Origin of the sequence: Streptomyces rishiriensis, assembly GCF_003112535.1 — a bacterium.
GTDB classification, from domain to species: Bacteria; Actinomycetota; Actinomycetes; order Streptomycetales; family Streptomycetaceae; genus Streptomyces; species Streptomyces rishiriensis.
Genome location: NZ_BEWA01000039.1, coordinates 1 through 25,905, shown reverse-complemented (window position 1 = coordinate 25,905; position 25,905 = coordinate 1). Strand labels below are relative to the sequence as shown.

At 71.7% G+C, this 25,905-nt stretch carries 26 protein-coding genes and 1 pseudogene; 15 read left to right on the top strand and 12 right to left on the bottom strand.

The annotated features are described in order from the left end of the window. Positions 1 to 93: 93 nt before the first annotated feature. Both Sri02f_RS40010 and Sri02f_RS40005 read right to left on the bottom strand, forming a co-directional pair. Positions 94 to 996, bottom strand: a complete 903-nt coding sequence (locus Sri02f_RS40010) for a M48 family metalloprotease (RefSeq protein ID WP_109006210.1) — start codon at positions 994 to 996, stop codon at positions 94 to 96. Continuing rightward, positions 993 to 1,373, bottom strand: a complete 381-nt coding sequence (locus Sri02f_RS40005; RefSeq protein ID WP_109006209.1) for a BlaI/MecI/CopY family transcriptional regulator — start codon at positions 1,371 to 1,373, stop codon at positions 993 to 995. Before Sri02f_RS40005 ends, Sri02f_RS40010 begins: the two co-directional genes overlap by 4 nt. 111 nt (positions 1,374 to 1,484) lie before the next feature. Here Sri02f_RS40005 and Sri02f_RS40000 point away from each other — a divergent pair, with 111 nt between their 5' ends. From Sri02f_RS40000 to Sri02f_RS39990, 3 genes and pseudogenes are all read left to right on the top strand, one after another. Further along, the gene (locus Sri02f_RS40000) at positions 1,485 to 3,008 is read left to right on the top strand and encodes a hypothetical protein (RefSeq protein ID WP_109006208.1); all 1,524 of its coding nucleotides are present in this window, start codon (positions 1,485 to 1,487) and stop codon (positions 3,006 to 3,008) included. Further along, positions 3,005 to 3,958: a lysylphosphatidylglycerol synthase transmembrane domain-containing protein gene (locus Sri02f_RS39995; RefSeq protein WP_109006207.1), complete on the top strand. Its 954-nt coding sequence runs from the start codon at positions 3,005 to 3,007 to the stop codon at positions 3,956 to 3,958. The genes Sri02f_RS40000 and Sri02f_RS39995 overlap by 4 nt, the downstream gene beginning before the upstream one ends. 61 nt (positions 3,959 to 4,019) lie before the next feature. Then, positions 4,020 to 4,166, top strand: a pseudogene (locus Sri02f_RS39990) (ABC transporter ATP-binding protein); the annotation flags it as partial. 111 nt (positions 4,167 to 4,277) lie between these two features. On the opposite strand, the gene Sri02f_RS39985 reads toward Sri02f_RS39990, so the two are convergent. Genes Sri02f_RS39985 through Sri02f_RS39975 form a run of 3 tightly spaced genes read right to left on the bottom strand, consistent with a single transcriptional unit; the run spans position 4,278 to position 7,160 of the window. Further along, positions 4,278 to 5,366 carry an ABC transporter substrate-binding protein gene (locus Sri02f_RS39985; RefSeq protein WP_109006206.1) on the bottom strand — a complete coding sequence of 363 codons (1,089 nt, stop codon included), beginning with the start codon at positions 5,364 to 5,366 and terminating at the stop codon, positions 4,278 to 4,280. A 58-nt stretch (positions 5,367 to 5,424) separates the two neighbouring features. Next, positions 5,425 to 6,303, bottom strand: a complete 879-nt coding sequence (locus tag Sri02f_RS39980; protein WP_109006205.1) for an ABC transporter permease — start codon at positions 6,301 to 6,303, stop codon at positions 5,425 to 5,427. Next, complete coding sequence (locus Sri02f_RS39975) at positions 6,300 to 7,160, bottom strand: ABC transporter ATP-binding protein (RefSeq protein ID WP_109006204.1); 861 nt, start codon at positions 7,158 to 7,160, stop codon at positions 6,300 to 6,302. Before Sri02f_RS39975 ends, Sri02f_RS39980 begins: the two co-directional genes overlap by 4 nt. 237 nt (positions 7,161 to 7,397) lie before the next feature. Here Sri02f_RS39975 and Sri02f_RS39970 point away from each other — a divergent pair, with 237 nt between their 5' ends. Beyond that, positions 7,398 to 9,062, top strand: coding sequence for an ATP-binding protein (locus Sri02f_RS39970; RefSeq protein WP_109006203.1), 1,665 nt, complete (start codon positions 7,398 to 7,400; stop codon positions 9,060 to 9,062). After that, on the top strand, positions 9,059 to 9,748 hold the full coding sequence (locus Sri02f_RS39965; protein WP_109006202.1) for a response regulator: 690 nt from the start codon (positions 9,059 to 9,061) through the stop codon (positions 9,746 to 9,748). Before Sri02f_RS39970 ends, Sri02f_RS39965 begins: the two co-directional genes overlap by 4 nt. 72 nt (positions 9,749 to 9,820) lie before the next feature. On the opposite strand, the gene Sri02f_RS39960 is transcribed toward Sri02f_RS39965, so the two are convergent. Genes Sri02f_RS39960 through Sri02f_RS39940 form a run of 5 tightly spaced genes read right to left on the bottom strand, consistent with a single transcriptional unit; the run spans position 9,821 to position 15,286 of the window. After that, a complete protein-coding gene (locus Sri02f_RS39960) occupies positions 9,821 to 10,549 on the bottom strand; it encodes a response regulator transcription factor (protein ID WP_109006201.1) in 729 nt (242 codons plus the stop codon). Between the two features lie 52 nt (positions 10,550 to 10,601). Beyond that, on the bottom strand, positions 10,602 to 13,244 hold the full coding sequence (locus Sri02f_RS39955) for an FtsX-like permease family protein (RefSeq protein ID WP_109006200.1): 2,643 nt from the start codon (positions 13,242 to 13,244) through the stop codon (positions 10,602 to 10,604). Further along, entirely contained in the window at positions 13,241 to 13,930 is a 690-nt protein-coding gene (locus Sri02f_RS39950) for an ABC transporter ATP-binding protein (protein ID WP_109006199.1), read from the bottom strand. The genes Sri02f_RS39955 and Sri02f_RS39950 overlap by 4 nt, the downstream gene beginning before the upstream one ends. Further along, positions 13,917 to 14,642: an ABC transporter ATP-binding protein gene (locus Sri02f_RS39945; RefSeq protein WP_167467711.1), complete on the bottom strand. Its 726-nt coding sequence runs from the start codon at positions 14,640 to 14,642 to the stop codon at positions 13,917 to 13,919. Before Sri02f_RS39945 ends, Sri02f_RS39950 begins: the two co-directional genes overlap by 14 nt. An 11-nt stretch (positions 14,643 to 14,653) precedes the next feature. Next, complete coding sequence (locus Sri02f_RS39940) at positions 14,654 to 15,286, bottom strand: hypothetical protein (protein ID WP_109006198.1); 633 nt, start codon at positions 15,284 to 15,286, stop codon at positions 14,654 to 14,656. Positions 15,287 to 15,469: 183 nt separating this feature from the next. Here Sri02f_RS39940 and Sri02f_RS39935 point away from each other — a divergent pair, with 183 nt between their 5' ends. Continuing rightward, the gene (locus Sri02f_RS39935) at positions 15,470 to 16,789 is read left to right on the top strand and encodes a sensor histidine kinase (protein ID WP_109006197.1); all 1,320 of its coding nucleotides are present in this window, start codon (positions 15,470 to 15,472) and stop codon (positions 16,787 to 16,789) included. Positions 16,790 to 16,796: 7 nt separating this feature from the next. Here the strand turns inward: Sri02f_RS39935 and Sri02f_RS39930 are convergent, their stop codons facing one another. Next, positions 16,797 to 17,834 carry a bile acid:sodium symporter family protein gene (locus tag Sri02f_RS39930; protein ID WP_109006196.1) on the bottom strand — a complete coding sequence of 346 codons (1,038 nt, stop codon included), beginning with the start codon at positions 17,832 to 17,834 and terminating at the stop codon, positions 16,797 to 16,799. Between the two features lie 91 nt (positions 17,835 to 17,925). Here Sri02f_RS39930 and Sri02f_RS39925 point away from each other — a divergent pair, with 91 nt between their 5' ends. From Sri02f_RS39925 to trhA, 3 genes are all read left to right on the top strand, one after another. Further along, a complete protein-coding gene (locus tag Sri02f_RS39925) occupies positions 17,926 to 18,756 on the top strand; it encodes a COG4705 family protein (protein WP_109006195.1) in 831 nt (276 codons plus the stop codon). An 860-nt stretch (positions 18,757 to 19,616) separates the two neighbouring features. Further along, entirely contained in the window at positions 19,617 to 19,955 is a 339-nt protein-coding gene (locus Sri02f_RS39920) for a MerR family transcriptional regulator (RefSeq protein ID WP_109006194.1), read from the top strand. 336 nt (positions 19,956 to 20,291) lie between these two features. Continuing rightward, positions 20,292 to 21,122, top strand: coding sequence for a PAQR family membrane homeostasis protein TrhA (gene trhA, locus Sri02f_RS39915; protein WP_109006193.1), 831 nt, complete (start codon positions 20,292 to 20,294; stop codon positions 21,120 to 21,122). A 23-nt stretch (positions 21,123 to 21,145) separates the two neighbouring features. Here trhA and Sri02f_RS43475 read toward each other — a convergent pair whose 3' ends face one another. Next, entirely contained in the window at positions 21,146 to 21,322 is a 177-nt protein-coding gene (locus Sri02f_RS43475) for a TetR family transcriptional regulator (RefSeq protein WP_245971014.1), read from the bottom strand. A gap of 39 nt (positions 21,323 to 21,361) precedes the next feature. On the opposite strand from Sri02f_RS43475, the gene Sri02f_RS39905 reads away from it, so the two are divergent. The 6 genes from Sri02f_RS39905 to Sri02f_RS39885 all read left to right on the top strand — a co-directional run. Further along, entirely contained in the window at positions 21,362 to 21,793 is a 432-nt protein-coding gene (locus tag Sri02f_RS39905) for an aldo/keto reductase (RefSeq protein ID WP_218029937.1), read from the top strand. Positions 21,794 to 22,001: 208 nt separating this feature from the next. Further along, positions 22,002 to 22,925 (top strand): Imm49 family immunity protein, encoded by a 924-nt coding sequence (locus Sri02f_RS39900; protein ID WP_109006191.1) that lies wholly within the window; start codon positions 22,002 to 22,004, stop codon positions 22,923 to 22,925. A gap of 30 nt (positions 22,926 to 22,955) precedes the next feature. After that, entirely contained in the window at positions 22,956 to 23,135 is a 180-nt protein-coding gene (locus Sri02f_RS41545; protein WP_159106878.1) for a hypothetical protein, read from the top strand. A gap of 482 nt (positions 23,136 to 23,617) precedes the next feature. Continuing rightward, positions 23,618 to 23,959, top strand: coding sequence for a DUF6233 domain-containing protein (locus Sri02f_RS39895; RefSeq protein WP_167467709.1), 342 nt, complete (start codon positions 23,618 to 23,620; stop codon positions 23,957 to 23,959). 30 nt (positions 23,960 to 23,989) lie between these two features. Further along, positions 23,990 to 24,568: an ATP-dependent DNA ligase gene (locus Sri02f_RS39890; protein ID WP_109006218.1), complete on the top strand. Its 579-nt coding sequence runs from the start codon at positions 23,990 to 23,992 to the stop codon at positions 24,566 to 24,568. A gap of 308 nt (positions 24,569 to 24,876) precedes the next feature. Further along, positions 24,877 to 25,905, top strand: a 1,029-nt coding sequence (locus Sri02f_RS39885; RefSeq protein ID WP_109006190.1) for a tyrosine-type recombinase/integrase, incomplete at its 3' end; no start/stop codon positions are given.

Here is a 25,905-nt window from a genome sequence, read left to right as displayed (position 1 = left end):
ACTGACTACAATTCTGTAGTCGGTCTACTGCACTGTAGACGATGGCGGAATGAGGAACGTTCCCACGGCCGATGCCGACGCCGATGCGATCACTCAGGCGAGGATCGGCGCCAGCAGCCGGACCAGGTCACCGGTGGCGTCAGCGGTGCCCAGCGCGGTGAGGGCGCCCAGAGCCAGGACGGTCGCCGCGAGGCCCCACAGTCGCGGGGGCGGGGCGGTCTGGAGGGCGGCGATACGGCGGGTGACCGCGCGGTCGGTGAAGCCGAGTCCGTGCGACGGCTCCTGACATCCGGCCGTGAGCGCTGCCCGGGCCAGAGCACGGGCGGTGCACGCGCGGTCACCGACCACTGCGGCGGCCCGCTCGTCGGCCCAGCGTTCCACGAGGAAGACGACCGTGCGCCGGACCGGGACGAGGAACGGGTTGACCGCCCCGGCCAGGATCACGGCGGTGCACAGCCGTCCGTGGCGGTGGTGCAGGTGCGCTCGCTCGTGGGAGAGCAGGACACGACGCTCCTCGGCCGAGAGCGCGCCGAGCATCGCGCTGGTGACGAGGATCCGGCCCGGCGAGCCCGCCCTTCCCGGGATGGCGAACGCCTTGGGGATGGGGGAGGCGGCCACGATCAGCTCGGTGTCCGGCGGGTGCCCCTCGCACAGGAGCCGCAGGGCCCGGCGGGTGAGGTACTCGGAGCGGGCGGCCCTGAAAAACCGGTGGGCCATGAACAGGAGCAGTGCGCAGGCGGCGAACGCGACGGCCTCCGGCACAGGCTCGGGAAGCGGGCGGCCGTCCTCGCGGGCATCGGTGACCACCGGGGGAGCGGCGCTGACGAGGGTGGCGGCCAGCAGGAGCAGGGACCACGCGGTCGCCGCCGCGGTCACGAGGGCGGCGCCGGCGAGGACGCGGGCGGCGAGCGCCGGTGCCACCCGGCGGCCGACCCGAGGACTGACCGCGGCGAGCAGCATGGACAACAGGAACGGTGTGTAGACGTCGACCCTCATCGCTCGCCGCCCAGCAGGTCGCGCAGCGCCCGCTCCTCCTCAGGGTTCAGTCCGGTGACGAACTGCTGCAGGGCGGCTATGGGGTCCGGGCCCTGGTCGAGGGCCTTGTGCATGGCCTCGGCGGTCAGCTCGGCGGCGTTCTTCGCAGGCCGGTACGCGCCGCGCCGTCCGTCCGCGTCCCGCACGGTGAGCCCCTTGTCGTACAGGCGCTTGAGGATCGTGTGCACGGTGTTGTAGGCGAGACCGCCGCCGATCTCGGCCTGGACCTCCGCCGGAGTCAGAGCCCGGTCGGTCGCCCAGAGGGCGGCGAGCACCTCGCTCTCCAGCTCGCCGGCGTTACGCCGTTCGGCTCTGCCCCGCGGGCCCGTGCCAGCCATGAGTGAGACCTTACAGCCTGTAGGGGTGAGCCGGCCCGAAGGCGCGGGCGCAGACCCTACAGCCTGTAGGGTTGACCTGGCCCTACAGCCTGTAGGAGTAAGGGATGGGTGATGAGAAACGGCCCGCAGGCCACGGACAGAGCGTCGGCCACGTCGACCGGGCCGCGCAGGCCCGGCCCGCCTGCGGCCGTTCGCTTCGCGCCTCCATCCCGCGGCGACGTAGCGCTCGCGGTCGTGGCAGGCGCCTTCGCTCTGGCCCAACTCCTTCTCGTACGACCGGGAATGGGCCTCGGTTGGGACGAGTCCGTCTACGTCAGCCAGGTCGCCTCACACGCGCCGGCCGCGTTCTTCAGCGCCCCGCGTGCCCGTGGCGTTCCGCTGCTGGTGGCGCCGGTCGCCGCCTGGACCTCGTCCACCGCGGTGCTGCGGATCTACCTGGCGGTCCTGTCCGGCCTCGCCCTGTTCCTCGCGCTTCGCGCATGGCGGGGGATCTTCCCCGCCCGGGTGCTCGCGAGCGCGGGCGTCCTGTTCGCCACCTTGTGGGTGACGCTGTTCTACGCTCCTCAGGCCATGCCCAACTACTGGGTCGCCGTCGGCGCTCTGACCGGCACGGGCTGCTTCCTGCGTGCGCAGGCGAACCCCTCCGACCGCACGGCTCTGTGGGGCGTCGGCCTGAGCGCGGCCCTGATGGCGTGGATGCGCCCCACGGACGCGGTCTGGGCGACCCTGCCCCTGCTCGTCCTGCTGGTGTGTGTACGGCGGTGGCGGCGCCCCGCGCTGCTGGCGGCGCTGGTCGGCGGCCTGCTCGCCGGGGCGGCCGAGTGGGTGATCGAGGCGTACGTCTCCTACGGCGGACTGGCGCAACGCCTGTCCGACGCGTCCCGCATCCAGGGCGGACTCGGCTGGAACATCGCCGTCGGAGACCAACTGCGCGCTCTGGGCGGACGTACGCTGTGCCGCCCCTGCACCAGTGCCGCGCCCCATGTGCTGGTGACCCTGTGGTGGTGCGTCCTGCCACTGCTCGCCGCCCTCGCGGCCGGGGTGGCCGTCCGCGCCCGGCGCCCCGCCGCCACGATCGTTCCGCTGGCCTGCGCCGCCTCGGCGGCCTTCCCGTACCTCTTCCTGATCGGCTACGCGGCACCCCGCTTCCTGCTGCCCGCCTATGCGCTGCTCGCCCTTCCGGTCGCCGATCTTCTGGTACGCCTGGCCCGGGTACCCGGGCGGATCCGCCGGCCCTTGACCCTGGTGCTGCTGACCCTCGCTCTGGTCGGGCACCTGGCCGTGCAGTTCGCGGTGCTGGAGCACACCGTGCGGCGCACCACGGCAGCCCATCGTGAGTGGGCGGCCGTCGCCGCCGGACTGCACCGACTGGGGGTCCGCCCGCCCTGCCTGGTGACGGGAGGGGACTACGTCCCGATCGCCTACTACGCGGGCTGCGCATCCGCGGCGACCGGCGGCCACGACGCCAACACCACGGCGGCCGACATCCGGCGAACCGCCCGTCGGCTGCCCGTCGCCACCCTCGTGGCACCGGGCGGCAGTCCGCCCGGATACGCCCTTTCCTGGACCCCGCACGAGGTGGCCGGCCTGCGCGTGTACGTCGCACCCGGCGTGACGCCGGGAGGGCGGAAGTGAGCGCCACCGGTGTTCCGCCGTCCCTCGGCCTGCGCCGGTCCTGGCAGCTCGCCGTCACCGCGGTCGTGCTGGGGGCGGCCGTCTGGGTGCTCGCCGCACACCGGCACGCGGTGGACGCCAGCGCCGACCGGCTTGCCGTCGCCGATCGCGCCTGGCTGCTGGCGGCCGGGGCGGCCGCTCTCGCGACGTGGGTGTGCGCGGCCGTCGCCCAGCAGGGAGCGGTGGCCGAGCGGCTGCCTGCCGGGCAGCTCGTGGCGGCACAGTTCGCGGCGTGCGCGGCCAATCACCTGCTGCCTGCCGGGGTCGGCGCGAGCGCGGTCAACCTGCGGTTCCTCACCCGCTGCGGGCTGTCCACCGCCCGGTCGGCGACCGCGCTCGCGGTCAAGGCCGCCGTCGGCGGGCTGGTCCGCTTCGCGCTCGCCGTCGCGCTGCTCCTGGCCTCGCCGCGGGCCCAGCGGCTTTCGCCGGCCCTCCCACGCGCCTGCGTCATGCTCTCGGTGGTCGGCTGCGCCGCCGCGGTCGCCACCGCCGTGGCACTGAGCGGACCGGCGCGCCGCGGTGTGGGGCGCGCGGCCGGCCGGGTCCTGGCCGACCTGCGGGCAGTGCACGGCCGCAGGGCCAGGGCCTGCGCCCTGTGGGGCGGCTCCCTCGGCTTCGCCCTGCTGCACGCCGCCGTGCTGATCGCCGTGGTCCGGGCACTGGACGTGCCCGTGCCCGCCGGTCACGTCCTGCTGGCGTACCTGCTCGCCAGCGGCGCCGCCGTACTGCTGCCCACCCCGGGCGGTCTGGGCTCACTGGACGCCGCGCTCGTGCTGACGCTCACCGCGGCCGGGACGCCCGGGGCGGCGGCCCTGTCGGCGGTCTTCGGCTACCGCATGCTGACGGCCTGGCTGCCACTGCTCCCCGGCCTGCTGGTGCTGGCGGTGCTGGCCCGCCGCTCCGCCCTGTGATTCTGACCGGACACCACGGGGCCCGCGGCGTGGACGTCGCCTCCTTGCGCGGTACCGGGGACTGCGCGACGAAGTTCCAAGGTACGGCGAGAAGTCGGCCGTCGACGGGCTGGACTTCGTGGTGCAGCCCGGCACGGTGACCGGCTTCCCGGGGCCCGACGGCGCGGGGAAGCCGACGACCATGCGCATGATCGTCGGGCCGGACGCCGCCCGGCCCGACGAGGACTGAACCGAGGAGCGGCGGGCGCCAGGACGCGCTCATGGCCGGGCCGCCCGGGTGAAAGTCACCCGAGCGGCCCCGGCCATGAGCGGTGCGGGCTCAGCCGTTCGGTCCGGCCGGGGTCGTGGTGGTCTTGAAGCCCTCGGTCTTGTTGGCCTGGACGGCGAAGTCATTGGTGAACGTCTTGCTGAGGTCCACCGACGACTTCACGTTGCCGACCAGTTTCTCGGTGGCCAGAGAGGTCTTCGGACCGCCGGCCGGCATCAGGCCGTCGGGGAGGAACTGGCCCTTGTCCTCGGTCAGGGCCGCGATGTAGTCGGCCTTGGTCACCAACTGGTTCGAGACGTACGACGCCGGCAGCTTGTTCGCGATGTCGGCCGCGCTGTGGGTGTTGATCCAGTGCATGGTGGCCACCAGAGCGTCGACGACCTTCTGCACCGTGGCCTTGTGCGCGTTCACCCAGTCGGTGCGGGCGAGCACACTGGCCGCGGGAAAGGCGCCGCCCATCGCCGCCGTGGCGCCGGCGGTGGTGGCCAGATCGATCGCGGAGGTACCGACGCCCTTCTTCTGGATCGCGGCCACCGTCGGCTGCGTCGTCATGACGCAGTCGACCTTGCCTTTCTGCAGCGCGGCGATGGCGGTGGAGCCCGCACCGACCCCGATCCGGTGGAACTCGCTGGTCTTGACGCCCTTCTTGGCGGCCAGGAACTGGGTGAGAGTGTCGGTGCCCGACCCCAGGTCGGTGACGCCGAGGGTCTTTCCCTTGAAGTCGGCGCCCGAGTGGACGCCCGACTTCGTGGTGCACATCTCGCGCTCGCCCGGCGCGCCGGAGAGCTGGACGACGTCCTCGACCGCCTTGCCCTTCGCCTGGAACTCGATCGTGTGGTTGTACCAGGCGCCCGCCATGTCCACCTGCCCCGAGGCCATGGCTTCCTCGGCGCCGACACCGCCGTCCTGCTCGGTGCTCAGCTGGACGTCGACGCCGTACTTCTTGTAGAAGCCGAGCTGCTGGGCGAGCTGGTACGGCAGGTAGATCTGCTTGTCGAGGCCGCCGGCCATGAGCTTGACGGTCGGTACGGAACCCGAACCGCCGGTCGAGGCGGACGAGTTGGCGGAACAGGCGCTGACCGCGCCGAGGGCGAGGACGGTGAGGACGGACGCGGCGACGGCGACGGGTCGTCTGGACATGGCTGACCACATTCCTTTGCTGAAAGCTGCGATGAAGTAGCGGGAGGTGCCGGGGATCTCAGAGGGAGTTGGCCTCGGACGGCGCCGGTGGGCGCCAGGACAGCAGCCGGTGTTCGAGCTTGCCGATGAACCACTCGGCGCCGAGCACGATGACCGAGATGACGAGCATCGTGGCGAACACACCGTCGGGATCGAAGTTGTTCTGCGCGGTCTTGATGACCAGGCCGAGGCCGCTCTGCGCGCCGAGCACCTCGCCGACCAGCGCGCCGACGATGGCGAAGCCGAAGGCGCTGTGCAGGCTGGCGATGATCCAGGTGAGCGCGGACGGCACGATGACATGCCGGGTGATCTGCATCTGCGAGGCGCCGAGCACCTTCGCGTTGGCGAGGATGTTGCGGTCGACCTCGCGCACGCCCTGGAAGGCGTTGAAGAAGACGATGAAGAACACCAGCACCGCGGCGAGCAGGATCTTCGGCAGCACGCCGATGCCGAAGGCGACGATGAAGATCGAGCCGAGAACGATCCGCGGAATCGCGTTGACCATCTTGATGTACGGTCCGAGCACGTCGGCGAGGAAGCGGCTCTGGCCGAGCGTGACGCCGAAGACCACGCCGGTGACCGCCCCGAGGGCGAAGCCCGCGAGCGCCTCCTGGATCGTGGTCCAGATGTTGGCGTAGAAGGACCCGAACTCGGTGCCGTTCCGGAAGAGGTCGACCAGCCGTCTGGCGATGCCGGACGGCTGCCCGAAGAAGAACGGGTCGACGATGCCCCAGGTGGTGAACGCCTGCCAGCCGCCGATGACGACGGCCGCGAGGCCGACCCGGGCCGCCCACACCAGCGCGGTGCGCCGCCGGGCGGCCCGCTTCGCGGTGGCGGCGGCCGAGGACGGTGCGCCGCCCTTGACCAGCGTGGCGGAAACTGCGGACGTCGTGCTCATGCCGTACCTCCTGCGGTGCGGGCGTAGGCGCGCTCCACCTCCTCGCGCAGCGTTTCCCAGATCTGGTGCTGAAGGTCGATGAACCGGGGCTGGAAGCGGATCTCCTGGACCGCGCCGCGCGGGCGCGGCAGATCGATGTCGAAGACCGCCTTGACCGACCCGGGGCTGGACGTCATGACGACGACCCGGTCGGCCAGTGCCACGGCCTCGTCGAGGTCGTGGGTGATGAAGATGACCGACGGACGGATCTGCTCCCACAGGCCGAGCAGTTCGGTCGACATGATCGCCTTGGTCTGCACGTCCAGGGCGCCGAACGGTTCGTCCATGATCAGGATCTTGGGCTCGTTGATCAGCGCCGCGGCCATCGCCACGCGCTTGCGCATACCGCCGGAGAGCTGGTGCGGGTATCGGTCCTCGAACCCCGTCAGACCCACCCGGCGCAGCCAGTCGCGTGCCGACGCCTGTGCCTGCTGCTTCGGGACGCCGCGGAAGACCGGGCCCATCAGGACGTTGCCGAGGACGGTCTTCCAGGGCAGCAGCGCGTCGGTCTGGAACATGAAGCTGACGCCGTCGGCGACGCCGTCCACTTCACGGCCGCCGACTGTGACCGAGCCCTCGCTGGGCCGGTCGAGCCCGGACACCATGCTCAGCGTCGTCGACTTGCCGCAGCCCGTCGGGCCCACCACCGCGCAGAACTGGCCCGGCTCCACGGTGAAGGAGACGTCCTCCAGCGCCGTGAACACCTCACCCGCGGGAGTCAGAAATCGTTTGGTGAGTCCTGAAATCTCGACTCGCGCGCTGTCCCGGCCGACGTTTCCGGCGCCCGGGCTCACCGCGACATCATTTCGCGAAGCCATCTGAGGCTGTCTCCTTTCCTCACCTCGGAGGTCGAGGAAGGCAGACGCTAAAGGCCGCCCCGTATTACGTCGCTGTTTCACACGTATCTCGCGATAGTCGTGTTAACAGGGGTTCTGCGCGTTCTGCTCAGCAGGCCGGGGGGTGGGCAGAACGTTCTCGGTGGGACACAATCACGCCACCACGGGTACGGCGCAGGGGCCGTCCCCGGCAGCACGACAAGGGCGAAGGCACCTGTGATGCCCATCCGTATCCGGATCGGCCGCGGCGGGAAGGGGAGGCTCTCCGCGCGGATCCTGGCCAGCCAGCTGGTCATCCTGACTCTCACCGGAGCCATCGGCTTTGTACTGTTCGCGTTCGCCCAGCGGGGCGAGATCGACCGCGCCTACGAGCAGCGGGCACTGGACATCGCGCAGACCACCGCCGCCGAGCCGCAGATCCGGCAGGCCGTGGCGCACGGGGGCCGCGACGCCATCGTGCAGACCGTCGCCGAACGGATCCGCAAGGCGTCGGGGGCGTCGTACGTGGTCGTGATCGACCTGCACGGCATCCGCCACTCGCACCCCGACCCGGCGCTGATCGGCGAGCCGGTGGGCGATCCGATCGCCGTGCTGGACGGCCGCCCCCACGTGGGCTCCGACCAGGGCGCGACCGGGCGGTCCGCCAACGGCAAGGCTCCTCTGTACGGGCCCACGGGCACGCTGGTCGGCGAGGTGTCGGCCGGTATCCCGGAACGCGATGTGCTCGGCGAGCTGTGGCGGGAGCTGCCCACCTTCGGCCTGTATGCCGCGAGCGCCGTCGCCCTCGGCTCGGCGGCCGCGTTCCTGCTGGCCAGGCGGCTGAAGCGGTCGACTTTCGGGCTGGAGCTGGAGGAGATCGCCGGACTGCTCCAGGACCGCGAGGCCATGCTCCACGGCATCCGGGAGGGCGTGGTCGCCTTCGATCCCGACGGCAGGATCACCGTGGTCAACGACGAGGCCCGCACCCTGCTCGGCCTCGGCACCGCGCTCGGCAGCAGGCTCGCGGAGGTGTTGCCCGACGGGAGGCTGCGCCGCGCCCTGGACGGCACCCTGACCGGCACCGACCTCAGCGTGCTGACCGACGACCACTGCCTGGTGGTCAACCGGATGCCGGTGACACTGCACGGCCGGGAACTGGGCGCGGTGGTCACCGTACGCGACCGCACCGAGCTGATCGGGCTGCTGCGCGAACTGGACTCGGTGCGCGGACTGACCGACGCCCTGCGCGCCCAGCAGCACGAGTTCACCAACCGCATGCACACCGTGGCCGGGCTGCTGGACATCGGCGACCACGACGCCGCCTACGAGTACGCCGTCGAATCGGCCGGCGCCGACCAGGCGCTGACCGAGTCCGTACGCGAACGGATCGGCAACGCGCTGCTCGTGGGGCTGATCGTCGCCAAGACCACGGTGGCCGCGGAACGCGGGGTGCAGGTGACGCTCAGCGACGACTCCGCCCTCGGCGAGGACCCGCCGCATCTGCGGCGGCTGCTGACCATTGTCGGCAACCTGCTGGACAACGCGATCGACGCGGCGGCCGGCGGACCACCCCCGCCGGGGAGCCGCGAGGTGCGGCTTTCCCTGATCGAGGCCGTCGACCAGGTGTTCGTCCGGGTCTCGGACAGTGGCCCGGGGATTCCCCCTGGCGCCGCCGAAACGATCTTCGAGGACGGCTGGTCCACTCGGCCGGACCGCGGCACCGCCCGGCGCGGACTCGGTCTGGCCCTCGTCCACCGGCTGGCCCAGCGACACGGCGGCACCATCACGGCCAGCGAGGGTCCGGGCGCGGTCTTCACCGTCGTGCTGCCGGTGCCGGACGCCACCGCCCTCCCGGCAGACGAACCGTTCACGACAACCTCGCTGTCAGGAGGTGACCGCGGATGATCCGGATCCTGGTGGTGGACGACGACTTCCACATCAGCCACATCCACTGCGACTACGTCTCCCGCGTCGAGGGCTTCGAGGTGGCCGGCCGGGCGGCGACCGTGGCCGAGACAAGGGACGCGGTGCGCACCCTCCGCCCCGACCTGCTGCTGCTCGACGTCTTCCTGCCGGACGGCAGCGGACTCGACGTGCTGCGACAGCTCAGCGCGGAAGACGGCGGCGCCCGCCCCGACGCGATCATGATCACCGCCGACCGGGACATCACCTCGGTACGGACCGCCATGAAGCTCGGTGCCGTGGGATACCTGGTCAAGCCGTTCGGCGCCGCCGACCTGGCCGAGCGGCTCACCGCCTACCGCGAACTCCAGCACCGCGTGGACGCCCTCGGGCTGGCGCCCCGAACCGACCAGGCCGACGTGGACGCCCTCTTCAGCGCCGCCCGGCCACCGGCCGTCCCCCGGGTCCCGGCCAAGGGCCACTCCGCGCCGACCCTCGCCCTCCTGCACCAGGTCCTGCGCACGGCCCAGGACGCCCTGTCCGCGGCCCAGGCCGCCGAACTCACCGGCGTCTCCCGCGCCACGGCCCAGCGGTACCTCTCCTACCTCGTACGAGAGGGCATGGTCCGGCTCGAACTCCGCTACGGAGCCACCGGCCGGCCCGAACACCGCTACCGGATCGTGCACTGAGGATCCGCCTCGGATGCCCGCGTGCCACGGGCGTACCGGGTGCGGCGTGCGCCGTGCAGGTGGGTCAGCCCGTCAGTGTTCCAGGCGGTAGCCGTGCCCCCGCAGGGTGGTGATGCGGGGCAGGCTGCTGGGGCGGGCCGAGGTGGCGGCGGCCTGCGCGAGGCGGCGGCGCAGGCCGGCCATGGTGACGTCGAGGGTCTTGGTCGAGCCGAACCAGTTCTCGTCCCAGACCTCCGCCATCAGCGACTCCCGGGACACCGCCTCCCCCGCATGCCGGGTCAGGACGGCGAGCAGGTCGAACTCCTTGGGACGCAGTTCGACGTCCTGGTCGTGCAGCGTGCACCGGCGGGCCACGGCGTCCAGGACGAGGTCGGCCAGCCGGACGGGCTCCTGCGGCGGCGTGGCGACGACCCGGCGGCGCAGATGGGCACGGAGCCGGGCCAGCAGCACGGTCAGGCTGAACGGCTTGACGAGGTAGTCGTCGGCCCCCGCGTCCAGCCCGGCGATGACGTCGATGTCGTCGGTGCGGGCGGTCAGGACGACGATCAGCAGGTCCGGGTGGCGGGCTCGCAGGGTGCGGGCGACGTCCAGACCGTCCATGTCGGGGAGCCCCAGGTCGAGCAGCAGCACGTCGTACGGGGTGCGAGCGGCCTCGGCCAGGGCCGCGGAACCCGTCCGGCTCCAGGTCGGCGTGTAGCCGTTGCCGCGCAGGCCGGACTCCAGATGGCGGCCGATGGTGGCGTCGTCCTCGACGACGAGGATGCGATGGCGGCTGCGGTCGGCGTTCGCGTGCGGGCGCATGCTGGACAGCGTAGGAGCGGGCGAGCCGCTCGGCGCGCCCGCTCCCGGCCGCTCACAGATCACGCAGTTCCTCCACGGCGGGCCGGCCGGCGCTGCGGATGCCGTTCAGCGCGGCGCCCAGTACCGCGACGACGGCCGCGCCCGCGGTCAGGGCCAGGTAGCCGCCGGGCACCGACAGGCTCGCGGGCGGCGGATCGAAGACGCCCGTCAGGACCTTCACGAGCATCTCGGACAGCGCCCACCCGATGAGCGCGCCCCCGGCCAGCCCGCCGGCGGCCAGCAGCAGGGCCTCGGTGAGGACCATGCCGCGCAGTTGGCCGCTGCGGGCGCCGAGGACGGTGGCGACGGCGAAGGTGCGGCGGCGCTCGGCGAGTCCGAGGGCGAGGACCAGGCCGCCGGCTCCGGCGGCCAGCAGGACGGCGAAGGCGAGTTCGACGCGGGTGAGCCCGGCCAGGTCGACGGAGGTGAGGCTGGTGCCGACCGTGCCGCGCGTCTGTGTGAGGTCGGTGACCGTGGCGCCGGTGCCGAGCTGCTCGCGCAGATGTGCGGCGATCCGCTGCTGATGGCTGCCGCCCGTGTCGAGCAGGAACGCGCCGACCGCGTCGCTGCCGGTCGCCTTGGCCACGTAGGCCGCGTTGGCGACGAAGAAGCTGTCCTTCGGCGCGGTCGGGAACTCCTTGACGATCCCCGCGTAGTGGAAGGGCACGGTACGCAGCGCCTTCGTACGGGCGTCCTGGACCCGGAGGTTGACGGTGTCGCCGGGGGAGAGCTGGAAGTCGTGCACGGTCTCCGCACTGACCAGCAGGTTGTCGGGGTGCTGGGTGAGCCGCCGCATCAGCTGACCGGCGGTGCCGCCCGCGAAGTAGGCGTCCTGGAGCGAGGTCGCCTTCGCGACGGTGGCGGGCCGGACGCCGTAGAGGTCCTGGAGGTCCGCGCCGACATAGGCGTAGCGGTGCTGGAGGGGCTCGACGTGCCGGACGCCGGAGACCTTCAGTCTGCCCGCCGCGCTCGCCGGCACCTGGGCGCCGGGCGGTTCGGTGACGGTGACGTCCGCGCCGTTGGTGAGGCGGGCGTCGACCTCGGACTGCTGGCGGTAGGTGGAGTTGAAGACGGCCGTGGAGATCGCGAACGACACGGCGAGGGCGAGCAGCACCACCGAGCGGGCCAGCGGACGCCGACGGCGCGACAGCACGGCCGCCGTGGTCGTGGCGAGGGTCGCGGTCAGCGGACGGGCGAGGCGGGCCATCGCCCGTCGGCCGTGGGCGAGAGCCAGCAGGGTCAGCCGCCACAGCAGCAGCGCCGCGCCGAGCCACAGCAGGGCAGGCCCGAGGAACGCCCAGTAGGAGACGGAGACGCTGGGCACGCCCTCCGGAGCGAGGACCAGGGCGTACTGGTTGCCGGAGGAGGCGCGGAAGACCAGCAGCGAGCCGATCAGCAGCGCGAAGTCCAGGCCGTACCGCAGCCACCAGGGTGAACGGGATCCGCCCGGCTCCTTCCTGGTGTCCGCGACGGTCACCGTGCGCAGATCCCGCAGGGCGGGCACGAGCACCGCCCCGGCGGCCACGGCCACGCCGAGGACGAAAGCGATGGCGTACCAGAGCGCCCAGGCGCCCGCGCTCGCCCCGAAGGAGGCGGAGCCGAAGGCGATACGGCCGGTCAGCGCGGCGAGCCCGAGACCCGCGAGGCCGCCGGCCACCCCCACCAGCGCGGCCTCCAGGCCCGCGAGCGCGGTGATCTGACGGGGCCGCAGCCCGCGCAGCCGCAGCAGGCCCTGCTCCCGGCGGCGCCGTTCGCCGCCGGCCGAGGCGACCGCCGCGGTCAGGGCGGCGGCCAGGACGGCGCCGGGGACACCGAGGAAGAGGAAGAGGATCTGGGCGTAGAGGGCGTCTTGGCGGGCGGAGTCGAGCGCGGCGCCGAGATTGTTCCCGACCAGCGCGGTGCCCGCCGACCTGGCCTCCAGGTTGTGGGCGGCGCCGGTCACCGAGGAGAAGGCGGCGGCCGGGTCGGACGGCAGCTTCGCGTCACGGGCCACGTGGATCTGCGTGGTGACGTCGGTGGCTCCCCGGGTGAGGGAGGCGAACCGCGCGGCGGGCAGCAGGACGACGTTGTCCGGCGGAGCGGCCGGCTGCGACTGCGTGGGCGCGCCGACCTTCTGGAACAGCGAGTCGGCCTGGGGCAGGTCGACCACGCCGTCCACCCGCACCTGGCGCAGCCCGGCGCCCGGCAGCCGTACGCCGATGGTGTCGCCGGGGGCCGCGTGGAGGTTGGAGGCGGTCTGCTGGGCGAGCAGGACGCCGGTGCCGGAGCCGGAGAGCGTGCGCAGCTCGTCGGGGAAGCGGCTGCGGTAGTCGGCCGGGAGGCCGAGCGCGACGCCGGGGCCGGTCGTCTGGGTGCTGCCCTGCACGGTGGCGGTGAAGCCGGTGGTGCGGGCGAAGCCGACGGGCAGCGCGGCCTGTGTGCCGGGTGTGGCCCGCACCAGCGCCCGGACGGCGTTCGGGTCGGCGCCGGGCTGTACCTCGACCTGCCAGTCCACGGCGACCGAGCGGACCGCCCGCTGGGTCATGGTCGCCTTGGACGCGGTGAGGAAGGAACCGAGCGCGGCGACCAGGCCGACGGCGAGGGCGATCCCGGCGACGGCGGCGAGGAGCCGTCCGATGCGGTGGCGTGCGAGTCCGCCCGCCCAGGCGGTGATCATGACAGGCTCCCTCGTGGGTCCGGCGCGTCGGCTGGCTCGGGTGCGAGCAACCGGCCGTCGCGCATGATCCGGCGGACGGTGAGCCGGGCGGCCACGGCCGGGTCGTGGGTGGTGACGACGAGGGCCGCGCCCGTCCGGTCGGCCGCCGCGAGCAGGGCGTCCAGGACGCGGGCGCCGGTGGTGTGGTCGAGGCGGCCGGTGGGCTCGTCGGCGAGGATCAGCCGGGGCGCCTGCGCCAGGACGCGGGCCACGGCCACCCGCTGGGCCTGACCCCCGGAGATCTCGTCGGGCAGCCGGTCGGCCAGCCCGGCCGCGCCGACCACGTCGAGCGCCTCGGCGACCGGGCGGGTGGTCTCCTCCACCCGCCGTCCGGCGAGCATCAGCGGCAGCGCGGTGTTCTCGGTGACGTCCAGGGCGGGGATCAGGCTGTCGGCCTGGAAGACGAGACCGATGTCCCGCGGCCCGTCGAGTCCGGGCCGGTCGATCGTTCCGCTGGTGGGGCGTTCCAGCCCGGCCAGCAGATGCAGCAGGGACGACTTCCCCGACCCGGACGGGCCCACGACCGCCAGCCGGTCGCCGGAGCGGACGTCCAGGTCGGCGCCGTGCACGGCCACCACGGCGGCGGGGCCCCGGCCGAAGGTGAGCGCGACGCCCCGGCAGGAGACGAGCAGGTCAGCGGAAGACATGACCGGGCTCCTTCGCGTGAGCGGTTCCTTCGTGTCCCTCGTGGGCCCGCCCGTCGTCCAGTGCGATCACCCGGTCGGCGCCCCGCACCGCCTCCGCGCTGTGCGTCACGATCAGCACCGCGCAGCCGTCAGCCGCCCGGTCCCGCAGCATCCGCAGCACCAACTCCTCGGTGCCGCCGTCGAGTTCGCCGGTAGGCTCGTCGGCCAGCAGCACGGCCGGGGAGTTGGCCAGCGCGACGGCCAGTCCGGCGCGCGCCAGCTCACCGCCGGACAACTGCCGCGGCAGCGCGCCCGCCCGCTGCCCGAGCCCCACCTGCTCCAGCAGCGCCGGGGCCCGTACGGCTGGCCGGCCGCGCACCGCGTGCTGGGCGAGTCGGATGTTGTCGCGCACGGACAGATGCGGCAGCAGGTTGCGCGACTGAAGGAGCACGCCCAGATGCCGGGCACGCAGCCGGGAGCGCTCGGTCTCGGGCCGGTGGCTGATCCGCACCCCCGACACCCGGACCTCGCCGCCCGACGGCTCGTCGAGACCGGCCAGGCACGCCAGCAGGGTCGACTTGCCCGCCCCCGACGGGCCGACGACGGCGACCGTCTCCCCCCGCCGCACCCGCAGCGACACCCCGCGCAACGCGAGCGTCTCCTCCTCGCCCGCCCGGTAGAAGCGGTACAGCTCCCGGGCGGCCAGCACCACGTCGTCGTGCGACGTACCCATGGGCATCGCACTCACCGCCACGCGAACGAGTCGCTGACGGTCCGCCACGGATCGACGTTGTCGGCGTTCACCGGTCCGGACAGCGTCAGGTCCACCTCGTGGCCCTGACGGTAGAAGGCGTACCGCTCGAACGCGTCCCGCACCACCTTGCCGGTGACCGGATCCTTGGCCGAGTCGCCCTGATAGGTGAGAAGGACGACCTGCCCCGCGTGACGGGTCACCCGCGTGACCTTCGGGGACGCGAAATTCGGCACCTGGGTGCGCAGTTGGGGTACGACGGTGTTCGTGACCGAGGCGAAGGTCGGCGCGGCGGAGGCGGCGGCCGTCGTGATCCTGACGCTGTTCAGCTTGTCGGTGAACACGGTCGTGGCGCCCTTGTCGGTGCGGGCCCAGCCCTCCGGCACCTTCACCGTGAACCCGGTGAAGCCGCTGGTGGGCCGGTAGGTCACATACACCTGGTTGTCGGGGATGTCACCGGGCGGGTTCGACTCGGTGGGTGCGGGGCTCGGCTGCGCCGGCGACGCGGACGACACCGCGGAACCCGAGCCGGACTGTATCCCGGACGACGATCCGGAACACCCCGCGATCACCGCGGCGACCACCGTCACTACGACGACGCCGGCGGAAGTACGTGTGTACGACATGCTCACTGCCCTCCCGAGGAACTGCCGGGGAACTGCCGGGGAACTGCCGGGGAACCGCCTTCCGGCCACGCCACCGACGCTAGGAGGCCGCCGGTTAACGCCCCGCACGCCGACGGTTAGGCGACGGCAAAAGCGCGTGGCGCACCCCGTCCGGGCCGGTCGGGGGCCCGCAAGATGGGGGGCATGAGACAGCGCGTGGTGCGAGTCGCCCTCACCGCCGCCCTGGTCGCCGTCGTCCTCCTCGCCGTCCCGCTGGCCCTGGCGATCAGGTCGTCCCTGTACGCCGACCAGCGCGACACCCTGGAACGGGCGGCCCTGTCCGGCGCCGTACGCGTCAGCCCGGACTACACGACCGGCGACCCCGTGGAACTGCCCGCGCCACCGGCCGGCGGACGCCTCGGACTGTACGACCCCGGGCAGCGGCTGCGGGCCGGCACCGGGCCCCGTCCCGGCGACAGCGTCGTGCGACGGGCACTGGCCGCGGAGGTGATGCGCGGCCGGTCGGGCGGTGACCTGGTCGTCGCCGTGCCCGTCTCGCACGCCGAGCGGGTGATCGGCGTCGTCCGGGCCTCCTCACCGGCATCCGCCGTACGTGACCGCGTCCTGCTCGTCTGGGCGGTCCTCGCGGGGGGCTGCGCCCTCGCGCTGACGGTGGCCGTCCTCGTCGCCCGCCATCAGGCGCGGGTGCTGGCGGTGCCGCTGGAGGACCTCTCCCGGCACTGTCAGGCTGTCACCGCGGGTGACCTGAGCGCCCGGGCCGCCCCCAGCAGCGTCGCCGAGATCGACCAGGTCGCGCGCACCCACAACGAGATGCTGCACAGCCTGACCGAACTCCTGCGCCACGAAAGGGACTTCACCGCCAACGCCTCCCACCAGCTGCGCACTCCGCTGACCGGGCTCCAGCTCACCCTGGAGTCGGGGCTCGCCCAGGACGACGACGCTCGGACGCGGGCCGCCCTGGAGGAGGCCCTGGCCACCACACGCCGCCTGCACGGCACGGTGGAGGAGGTGCTGCGCCTGTCCCGCTCCCGCGGTCTGGCGCGCCGGCCCGCGCCGGACGCCTCCGTGCCACGGCTGCTGCGCGAGATCGAGGCGCGCTGGCACGGAATGTTCGCCCGCGACGGCAGACGCCTGGAGGCAGGGGCCCTTGGGGTGGCGGACGATGTTCGCGTCCCGGGCGTCCCCGTCACCGAGATCCTCGGCGTCCTGCTGGACAACGCCCGTGTCCACGGGCACGGCACCGTACGCCTCATGGCCCGCGACCTCGGCGAAGCCGTCGCCTTCGACGTCACCGACGAGGGCGCGGTGGGCGGCGAGGCGCCACTGCTGTTCGACCGCGGTCACACCGGCGCGGAACCGGGCTCCGGCATCGGGCTGTCCCTCGCCCGCGACCTGGCCGTCTCCCTCGGCGGGAGGCTCTCCCTGACCGGCCGCCGCCCCACCGCCTTCACCCTGCTCGTCCCCGTACGCCAGGAGGAAACCGACTCCGAAGGCGGTTACTGAAGACCGTTCAGGCGTCTGCCGTGGGCGCGGGAGCGGATCGGAGGCGGGTGACGATCCGGCTCGCGGCGGTCTTCTGCAGCAGCCCGTAGGCCAGGACCGGCAGCAGCAGGTGAGGCTTGTCGGGCAGGGACGCGGTGATCAGCACCGCGCTCGCGCTGCTGTTGTTCATGCCGCAGGCGAGCGTGAGCGACGATGCGGTACCCGCCTCCAGCCGCAGAGCGCGCGCGGCGACCCGGCCCAGGACGAAGGAGAGCAGGCAGACCAGGGCGGCCACGGCCAGAGCCGCGGCGAACAGCAGCGGGCGTGGCCGGGCGACCACGGATCCGAGGGCGCCGCTGGCGTTGACGTAGGTCAGGACCAGCGAGCCGGCCATGGCCGCCGGCGCCGCCGTCGTGACGAGACGGCCCAGCCACCGCTCCGGCAGGACGAGCGCGCTCAGCATGCCCGCCGCACAGGGAAGGACCACGGCGGTGAGGGCGAATCCGCCCTGGGCCAGTCGGCCGGTGGCGGCGAGGGTGGGCGCGTAGCCGCCGCTGAGCAGCGGCGACAGCGTTGCCAGCAGCAGGGGAGTGGTGAGCGGGCTGAGGAGGGTGGAGGCCAGGACGAGGCCCACCATCGTCGGCTGGTCGCCGTCGCCCTTGTCGGTCCACACGGTGGCCCCGGCGGCGACGGGCATCGCCACGACGAGGATCATCGCGGTGAGCAGCCCGCTGCCGCCGTCGGTGTCGGGGGTGCGTCGCAGCAGGAACGCGACGAGCGGCACCACCGCCAGGGGGATCGCCAGGTGCAGCACGAGCCCGGCGAGCAGCGCCTTCGGATGCCTCAGCAGGCCGCCCAGCGCGCGGACGGGCACCCGGAGCCCCGCCGAGAACAGCACCAGGGACAGCAGGAACGGTGCGGTGCGCAGCGTCAGGTGCGTCGGCGGCAAGGGATGGGGGTGGCGCAGCCACAGGCCGGGTCCGGGCAGGATCAGGGCGAAGGCGTAGGCGAGGACGATGACACGGCCGAGCCGGTGCCGCAGCCAGGACGCGGCGCGAGTGTGCATGGCCCCATCGTGATCGGGCCGGGCCCGGCGGGCGGGGAAAGCCGCGCGGCAGTCAGGATGCGTTCAGGTAACCGCTGGCAACGTCCTGCCCATGACCTATGAGCTCTCCGAGACTCCCGAGGCCGAACCGGGCACGAGCGCCTCCGCTCACCCCTCACGCCGTCTGCGCTGGAACAAGGTCCCCGAGGTCACCGCCTACTTCTGGATCATCAAGGTGCTGTGCACGACGGTCGGCGAGACCGCGGCCGACCTGCTGAACGAGAAAGCCGGCCTGGGCCTGACCGGCGTGTCCGTGGTCATGAGCGCGCTGCTCGCGGTGGTCCTCGTCGTCCAGTTCCGCACCACGGCGTACCGCGCGGGCGTGTACTGGCTCGCCGTCGCCCTCATCAGCGTCGTCGGCACCCTGATCAGCGACAACCTCACCGACAACATGGGTGTGCCGCTGGAGGTGACCACCGCCGTGTTCGCCGTCCTCCTCGCCGTCGTGTTCGTCATCTGGTACCGGCGCGAGCGCACCCTGTCCATCCACAGCATCGACACCACCAGCCGCGAGGCGTACTACTGGCTGGCCGTGCTGTTCACCTTCGCCCTCGGGACGGCGAGCGGCGACCTGGTCTCCGAGCGCATGGACCTGGGCTACTGGCTCGCGGCGGTCCTGTTCGCCCTGGCCATCGCCGCCGTGGCGATCGCGCACTTCGCGCTGGGCCTGGACGCGGTGTGGAGCTTCTGGATCGCCTACATCCTCACCCGCCCCCTGGGGGCCTCGATCGGCGACTACCTCTCCCAGCCGACCGGCGACGGCGGCCTCGGGTTCGGCACCGTCGTCACCAGCGGGCTCTTCCTGGCCGTCATCCTCGGCCTGGTCGTCCACCTGGCCGTGACCCGCAAGGACGTGGGGGAGGCGCACGCACAGGGTCACTGAACGGGGGCCGGCACCCCGGACGGCAACCAGCAGCCGGTGGCGGAGGGCATCACCCGCTCGGCTCGCATCGGGTTACCTCATCTTTGAGCGCATGGAAATCTGTACTCGCCGGAGTAGACATTGGGTGGTGGTGTGGTTATGGTTTCTCTCGTAGCCGAGATCGAGCGAGCCCGGCAGAGATGAACTGCCGGGCAGCAGTACACGCAGTTGCCGTTCGCAGGACGGTGCGGTGGTGGAGTTCCGAAGCCAGAGCGGTCGCAGGACGGCGACGGGACTGACGACCGCACCGGGTGGCCCGCAGTGATCAGGGGCCGCCGCAAGCAGTGCCGCAGTATGCAGTGTCAGTACCCGCAAGTGAAGTTCGCAGTACCCGGCAGTGAAGTCAGTGAGCAGTGCCTCGGTAAAGGCGTCGGCTGCGGGCGCGCGTACCGGGAAGTTCGGCAGTGGGGTTCCAAGCCAGGGCAGACGCAGGACGGGCGACGGGGCTGGCTGCCGAAGGGTGGCGCTGTTTCGAGGTCACCAGCAGTTGGCATTACCAGCAGTTCGCAACACAGCAGTTCGCAGTTCAGCAACACGCAGTTCCCGTCAGTGAGTAGTTGATCAAGAGGGAAGAACGGAGGAGCCCAGCGCCATCAGGATCGCCCGGGAGGAATTCTTGGACCCGGGTACCGCAGGACATCGATAGTGAGGTGGTCTCCGGTCGAGCAACCGCGATCCCCGCACCCCCGACGGCATTCAGGTCGGGTCTGCGGAAACAGAGAGCCGGCGGAGTATCAGGGCCGGCGGATGGTGTAGCAGTTCCTTCGGGGCCCTGGTGCTGTACGGCACCAGGGCCCCTCCACGCGTTCCAGAGAGGTGCGATGACAGCAGACGACTCGTTCAGCCGTCTCGATGACGACGACTACCCCGCCTACACCATGGGCCGGGCGGCCGAGATGCTCGGCACCACCCAGGGCTTCCTCCGCGCCATAGGCGAAGCCCGCCTCATCACCCCACTGCGCTCCGCGGGCGGCCACCGCCGCTACTCCCGCTACCAGTTGCGCATCGCCGCCCGCGCTCGGGAACTCGTCGACCGGGGCACCCCCATCGAGGCCGCCTGCCGGATCGTCATCCTCGAAGACCAGCTCGCGGAAGCCCAGCGCATCAACGCCGAATACCGGCGTACCGCCGAATCGGCGAACCCGACGGCAGCAGCGTGAGATGAGCGGGCCCGCCGGCGTCGGCGGGCGCCGCACACTCGGGCCGCCGGGATGTCTTCGCGCACTGCTCCGCGATCGACTCCTCGGGCTTCCGTGAGCGATCAGGGGACGCGCCGAAGATCTCTGAGCCACGACTCTCCGATGACCTGCGTCTTCAGATCGTGCAAGTGGTCGGACTCGGCGAAGACTTGACCGATCGTCTCCCCGGCTGCGACACGCTGGGGCCGGGTCATCTCAGCGACGGCCGAGCGGAACTGCCGGGCCAGGGCGGCGGATACGTGGGGCCGGACCGACCTCGCCGCATGCTGTCGGAGCGAGAGCTTTTAGCATGACCGCATGGTTGACAGCGACGCCCAGGCGCCCGGGGAAGGAAGAGGGTCATCGGCCCGAGACGCGGCTGAGGTCGAACACGGTAACGTCGCCTCGCAGCGTGGAGAGCGCCGTGAAGACGGGCCGCCCGGCGGATCACAAGGCGACCCTGCAGGGGAGAAGGCCCACCCGGTCGCCGCTCTCGTGGAGCGGGCGGCCGACCTGGCCGAACCGATCAAGCCGAGGTTGCGTGGCTGGCTCCATGCCGGAATGGTTCCCGCCGCGTTGATCGCGGGCGTCGTACTCATCTGCCTGGCCCGCACTCCGCAGGCGGTCCTGGCCTGCGCCGTGTACTCCGTCACCGCCTGGCTGCTGTTCGCGACGAGCGCCGTCTACCACCGCGGCACCTGGGGGCCGCTCGGCGAGGCTCTCCTACGGCGTCTGGACCACGCGAACATATTCCTGATCATCGCCGGAACCTGCACCCCTCTGGCCGTACTCCTCCTCCCGCCGGACCAGCGGTCACCGCTGCTGTGGATCGTGTGGGCGGGCGCGTCGGCCGGCATCGCTTTCCGGGTCCTGTGGGTCGGAGCTCCGCGCTGGCTGTACACCCCGTGTTACCTGGCCCTTGGCTGGGCGCCGGTGAGCTACCTTCCCGACTTCCTGCACACCGGCGGAGCAGCCGTAGTCGTCCTGATCGTCGTCGGCGGTCTCCTGTACAGCGTGGGCGCGGTCGTCTACGCCCTGCAGCGGCCCGACCCCTCACCCCGCTGGTTCGGGTTCCACGAGGTGTTCCACGCGCTGACCGTGGCGGCTTTTTCGGCGCACTACACCGCCATCTTGCTGGCCGCCTACTGACCGGGACGGCGTTCGGGCCCGCCTCAGCTCGTCGACGTCTGGGAGGCGGCGCGCAGGATCATCCGCCCCGTTCGTGACGGGGCGGAGGCGTCGGCGAGGTCGGCGCCGCTGCCACCACCACAGCTTCGCGGTCGCGCGGCGACGATGGCGTCCTTGCTGGGGAAGTGCTGGTAGAGGGTGCGGGTGGACACGTGCGCCACGCCGGTGAGGCGGGCGGTGCCGGTGGCGTGAATGCCGTCTTGCGCGAACAGCTCCCGTGGGGCACCGGCAGCGACCTCGGCGAGAGCGCCCGGGTGCTCGACCGGTTCGCCGACGCGGGCGGCACGTTCATCGACACCGCCGAGAGCTATCAGGCCGCCGAGTCCGAGGAGATCCTCGGGTTGCTGCGCACGCGGCGCGACCGGTTCACCCTCGCCACGAAGTTCGCCATCGGGCCAGCCGCTGGTGGTCGCTGGATGAGCTCCGATCCACCGCGGAGACGGTCTACCCGCTCGGCCTCGCCGATGTGGTGGCCGACGTCCTCGTTAAGGGCGTCCCGCGAGAGCCTGCCGTTCTTCGCTGACGCCGCACGGCCCCGGCAAGCCGACTCCAGAAGGCGTCAGCCAGGCCAGCCCGGCGAGCACCTCGGCCATGGCTCCGTAGCTCTCGCGGACCTCCTCCGCCTTGGCTAGCCGGTGGCGCTCAAGGCGGATCGCGCCCAAGTGCCGAGCCTCGTAGACCCGCGCCCGCCACACGGCTGCGGACGAGCGATCCGGTGCACCGTACGAATCCCAGAACGCCGGTCCGCTCGTCGTCCACATGGCGGCAAGATCGAATGAGACGGGACGCCCGCGCTATGGCCGCCTTCGTGCTGTCAGTGCCCGCTGGCAGGATGGCGGGATGACGATCAAGGACGTGATACGCCACGACGTGGCCGACGAGCGTATACAGGACACCCTCCAGCGCGGGATCCGCCAGGCTATCGGCCACTGGTCCGACATGCGCCACGGCGGCCGTCCTCTCCGGCAGGGGCTGCGGGAGATGGGCGCAGACCTTCTTGGCCTCACCGCTGCCCACACCCTGGAAGATCCCGCACTGGAGACGCCGAGATCGCGTGAGGTACTGCTCACTGCGGCGGAGTGTGCCCTCGGGGAGCTGACCCTGGGCTGCTTCCCCGACGGTGACTGGGACATCCCCCTTCCCCTCGTCGATGAGACGCTCACCAGTGAAGAGATGCACTACGAAGAGGGCTGGGAACCGGCGTCCCCGGCAACCACCGCACAGACGTGGGTTCAGGTGTTCGCCCTGTGCGTGATCAGCGGCCTCGTGTGGGAGCACGGCCGGGTCATCGGGCCCATGCTGCATGGGGACTACGCTCCGGCCATCCGCGACGGGGTGCCCTACTCGAAACGGGAGTCGGTATCGACCCGGGCTGACCTCGCCGAAATGGACGCGTTGTGCGCCTACCTCACCATCGAGCAGGGGCAGTATCCCGGCGCCGTGTCCGGGCCCGTCCCGCTGGACAAGCCCGACACCGACGCGCGGGCCCGCGCCGCCGAACGGCTCGACGCGGCCGGCGCACTGGACCCGGACCAGCGGCTGCTGCGCGTCCTGCTCGACGACGACCAGTCCGCCTTCGAACAGGCCCTTGCCGAACGGCTCCTGGAGCACCGCGCGGGCGTCGGCACCGACCCGGATCCCCGCACGCTGCTGCCGGTCAGGACCGCCGCGGTGGCCGCACTCGCCTCCCTCGCCCACGGATGGCAACTGGGCGTCCGGTCCGCTTACCTGCCCGACTCTCTACTGCACGCTCCTCAGCACTGACGAAGCGCCTGCCGGGCTACCTTGCGGCTGGTGCCTGAGATGGCACCAGCCCGGGCGATGGAGGACGCCGACAAGCTGGTCATGCACTCCGGGAAGGTTGATGATGCCGACCAGCACGTCACCATTCGATATCGCGCCGTTGTCACACGTGAGTGGCTGCGCGACCGGGGGTACGACGTTCCTGTCTATCCCAAGGAGCCGGGGCTGTGAGCGAGGTCGGCCCGTGGCGCAGGCGGCGCTATCCGCTGGGGCGTAAGCCAGGGGGCGGTGACCTGTCGCAGCGAAGGTTGAGCGTTCTCACCGAAGTCTGCGCGTGTCCTTGCGCTCGGTTAGCCGTCTGCCGTCGCAGTGAGCTCAGCCAAATGAGCCTGTCGGCTGCGCACCGCGCGCTCCAACTGCTCAATGTCCAAACTGGCACGGCGGTGGGCGGGAGTCCCTGGCCGGCTGTGTGCCAGCCGCTCCCGGGCTTTGGCCAACGACGCTTCCCGAGCCGCAAGCCGACGCTGAGCCGTCTCGATGCTTTGCATAGCACTCAGGATGGCGTACTGCCCCCAGCCACGATGCGTTCTTCGGCCGGATCTTGGGCTGGTTGTTGCTACAACCTTCGGTGAGAACGCTCAACCTTCGCTGCGAGAGATCAGGCGGTCGCCCCCTGCTTAGCCATGTGGCCAGCACCTTCTAGTATCGAACGTATGAGCGATACGGCTTCGTCGCGTCTCGTGCAGCTCCGGTTCCTGGAGAGGGTGCAGCAGCGGGACCTGGCGCGCACGCAGCGCTGGATTGCCGAGGAGGAACGCCGCGAGGCCGAACGGCAGCGCGGCGCTCAGGCGCGGCCGCCCGAGCCGGACTGGCTGCTCGAACGAGGCTTGAACAGGCACGCACCGCCCCTCTATGTCCACGTCGGGGACTGCTACAACGCAGGTAAGAGGGCGACAGGCATCTCCCGGGACGCAGCCCTGCGGGCACTCGCCGAGGGAGTGGAAGCCTGCACCCACTGCCGTCCCGACACCGCTCTGGGCTATGTGGAGGGCTGAGGGCTCGCGTGGAAGGCCTCACCTGTGTGGATGCTGCCAGAGCCAATGCTCGCGGAACCCGTAGCAGACCCGGCACTGCCCGACGGGTGGGCGGGAGAGGTCAAGTGGGACGGATGGCGAGCGCTTCTGTCCTGGGACGCCGGGCGCCTGGTACTGCGCTCACGCAGGGGCGCGGACCTCGTCCCCGGCTTCCCTGAGCTGCACTCCGGTGCGCTCCAGCTCCCCGACGCGACGGCCCTGGACGGGGAGGTAGTCGTATGGGAATCCGGCAGGCTCGCCTTCGAGCGGCTCCAGGGCCGCCTCCAGCGGCGAGGCGCCGGCGCGGCTCGGCTCGCCGAGCAGTGGCCCGCCCATTACGTGGCCTTCGACGTGCTGCGACTGGAGGGCACCGACACCACCACGTGGCCGTACCGGCGCCGCAGGGCTGCTCTTGAACGGCCGTGGGGAACATCGGAGCAGCCAGTAACGGTAGCGGCGGTTCCGGTTGGGGTCTCTCACAAACGACCAGTTGAGAGAGACGGCACCACCGCCCCGGTGCCGAAGCGTTCGCCCAGGTCGCGCGTCGCAGAAGTCCTCTCACAACCGCTGCGCTCTGCGACGGGTTTCTGAGAGGCCGCTGACCTGCGGCGCTCCTCAAGATCAATCTCACCGATAGCCGCTGTACCAATGTTCCAAGCGCCGCCGATTGCATCCGATGCGAACTCGCGACGGTTCGCGAATCGTCGTGGCCAACGGCGTCCACCTGCGTGCTGACCATGGAAGTTGGCCCGGCCTGCTGGTGGCGACGGTAGCGACGGACGTGAGGGCGACGCCAGCTGGTGTCACTCGTCCGGCTGACTGACCTGCGGTTTGTCCGTCGACTCGCATCAGATGCGGTTTTCTCGCATACGACGCGAGTGACGGAGGGTGGTGGACCGGTGGGGTTCAACGGGTCGATCCCAGGTGCGGCACGGCTGCACCTGGTGGACGGAGTCGCGCTGCTGCGGCCGGAGGAACAGGTCTTCACCGCGATGCTGACCGGATTCGCGAACCAGCAGCTCGCGCGGAATCTGGCCCGGACGACAGTCGAGGGCCGGGAGAACACGGTCAAGGCGTTCGCCGCGTACGTGAACAACTACCCGTGGCACTGGACGCCGGCGATGGTCGACGAGTGGCTCGGTGACCTGCGTTCGCTGCGGGACTTGCGCCGTTCCACGATCCGGTCCTACTCGGAGGCGGTCCGGGCGTTCTGCCACTTCGTCACCGACCCGCTCTACGACTGGGCGGCCACGTGCGAGGAACGGTTCGGCACCCATCCGGTCCAGGTCGTTCACGAGTGGAACACCGCGGTGCACGTCCAGGACAACGAGGCCGACGCGAAGAAGCGGGCGTTCACCAAGGCCGAGCTGCACGCGTTCTTCGAGCACTGCGACGACGAGGTTGCCCGGATCAGGGCCTTCGGCCGCAAGGGCTGGCTGCCTGCGTTCCGCGACGCCACCCTGTTCAAGACCGCCTACGCCTACGGGCTGCGGCGCAACGAGACGCGGATGCTCGACGCCGCCGACTTCGGCCGCAACCCGCACGGCGCCGAGTACGGCGAGTTCGGCCGCTGCCAGGTCCGGTTCGGCAAGGCCAAAAAGGGCTCACCGCCTAAGCGCCGCGGCGTGCTGACCGTGTTCGGCTGGACCCCCGATGTCCTGGACGAGTGGTTCACCGAGGTCCGCCCGCTGCTGGGCACCGACGGCAACCCCGCGGCTTGGCCGTCCGAGCGCGGACTGCGGATCGGCTGCCAGCGCATCAACTCCCGTTTCATCGCCTACCGCAAGGCCCTGGGCCTGGACGACGGGCTGGACTACCACTCCTTCCGAAGGTCCTACGTCACCCACCTGATCGAGGACGGCTGGGATCCCCGCTTCGTCCAGGAACAGGTCGGTCACGAGCACGCCAGCACCACGTCCATCTACACC

Coding starts and splice junctions, on each gene's coding strand:
- Sri02f_RS39895 (WP_167467709.1), top strand. CDS start 23,618: ATGAGCGATACGGCTTCGTCGCGTCTCGTGCAGCTCCGGTTCCTGGAG.
- Sri02f_RS39960 (WP_109006201.1), bottom strand. CDS start 10,549: ATGCGCCCGCACGCGAACGCCGACCGCAGCCGCCATCGCATCCTCGTC.
- Sri02f_RS40010 (WP_109006210.1), bottom strand. CDS start 996: ATGAGGGTCGACGTCTACACACCGTTCCTGTTGTCCATGCTGCTCGCC.
- Sri02f_RS40005 (WP_109006209.1), bottom strand. CDS start 1,373: ATGGCTGGCACGGGCCCGCGGGGCAGAGCCGAACGGCGTAACGCCGGC.
- Sri02f_RS39985 (WP_109006206.1), bottom strand. CDS start 5,366: ATGTCCAGACGACCCGTCGCCGTCGCCGCGTCCGTCCTCACCGTCCTC.
- Sri02f_RS39920 (WP_109006194.1), top strand. CDS start 19,617: ATGACAGCAGACGACTCGTTCAGCCGTCTCGATGACGACGACTACCCC.
- Sri02f_RS39970 (WP_109006203.1), top strand. CDS start 7,398: ATGCCCATCCGTATCCGGATCGGCCGCGGCGGGAAGGGGAGGCTCTCC.
- trhA (WP_109006193.1), top strand. CDS start 20,292: ATGGTTGACAGCGACGCCCAGGCGCCCGGGGAAGGAAGAGGGTCATCG.
- Sri02f_RS39925 (WP_109006195.1), top strand. CDS start 17,926: ATGACCTATGAGCTCTCCGAGACTCCCGAGGCCGAACCGGGCACGAGC.
- Sri02f_RS39890 (WP_109006218.1), top strand. CDS start 23,990: ATGCTGCCAGAGCCAATGCTCGCGGAACCCGTAGCAGACCCGGCACTG.
- Sri02f_RS39965 (WP_109006202.1), top strand. CDS start 9,059: ATGATCCGGATCCTGGTGGTGGACGACGACTTCCACATCAGCCACATC.
- Sri02f_RS40000 (WP_109006208.1), top strand. CDS start 1,485: ATGAGAAACGGCCCGCAGGCCACGGACAGAGCGTCGGCCACGTCGACC.
- Sri02f_RS39950 (WP_109006199.1), bottom strand. CDS start 13,930: ATGTCTTCCGCTGACCTGCTCGTCTCCTGCCGGGGCGTCGCGCTCACC.
- Sri02f_RS39975 (WP_109006204.1), bottom strand. CDS start 7,160: ATGGCTTCGCGAAATGATGTCGCGGTGAGCCCGGGCGCCGGAAACGTC.
- Sri02f_RS39930 (WP_109006196.1), bottom strand. CDS start 17,834: ATGCACACTCGCGCCGCGTCCTGGCTGCGGCACCGGCTCGGCCGTGTC.
- Sri02f_RS39955 (WP_109006200.1), bottom strand. CDS start 13,244: ATGATCACCGCCTGGGCGGGCGGACTCGCACGCCACCGCATCGGACGG.
- Sri02f_RS39940 (WP_109006198.1), bottom strand. CDS start 15,286: ATGTCGTACACACGTACTTCCGCCGGCGTCGTCGTAGTGACGGTGGTC.
- Sri02f_RS39945 (WP_167467711.1), bottom strand. CDS start 14,642: ATGGGTACGTCGCACGACGACGTGGTGCTGGCCGCCCGGGAGCTGTAC.
- Sri02f_RS39900 (WP_109006191.1), top strand. CDS start 22,002: ATGACGATCAAGGACGTGATACGCCACGACGTGGCCGACGAGCGTATA.
- Sri02f_RS39980 (WP_109006205.1), bottom strand. CDS start 6,303: ATGAGCACGACGTCCGCAGTTTCCGCCACGCTGGTCAAGGGCGGCGCA.
- Sri02f_RS39935 (WP_109006197.1), top strand. CDS start 15,470: ATGAGACAGCGCGTGGTGCGAGTCGCCCTCACCGCCGCCCTGGTCGCC.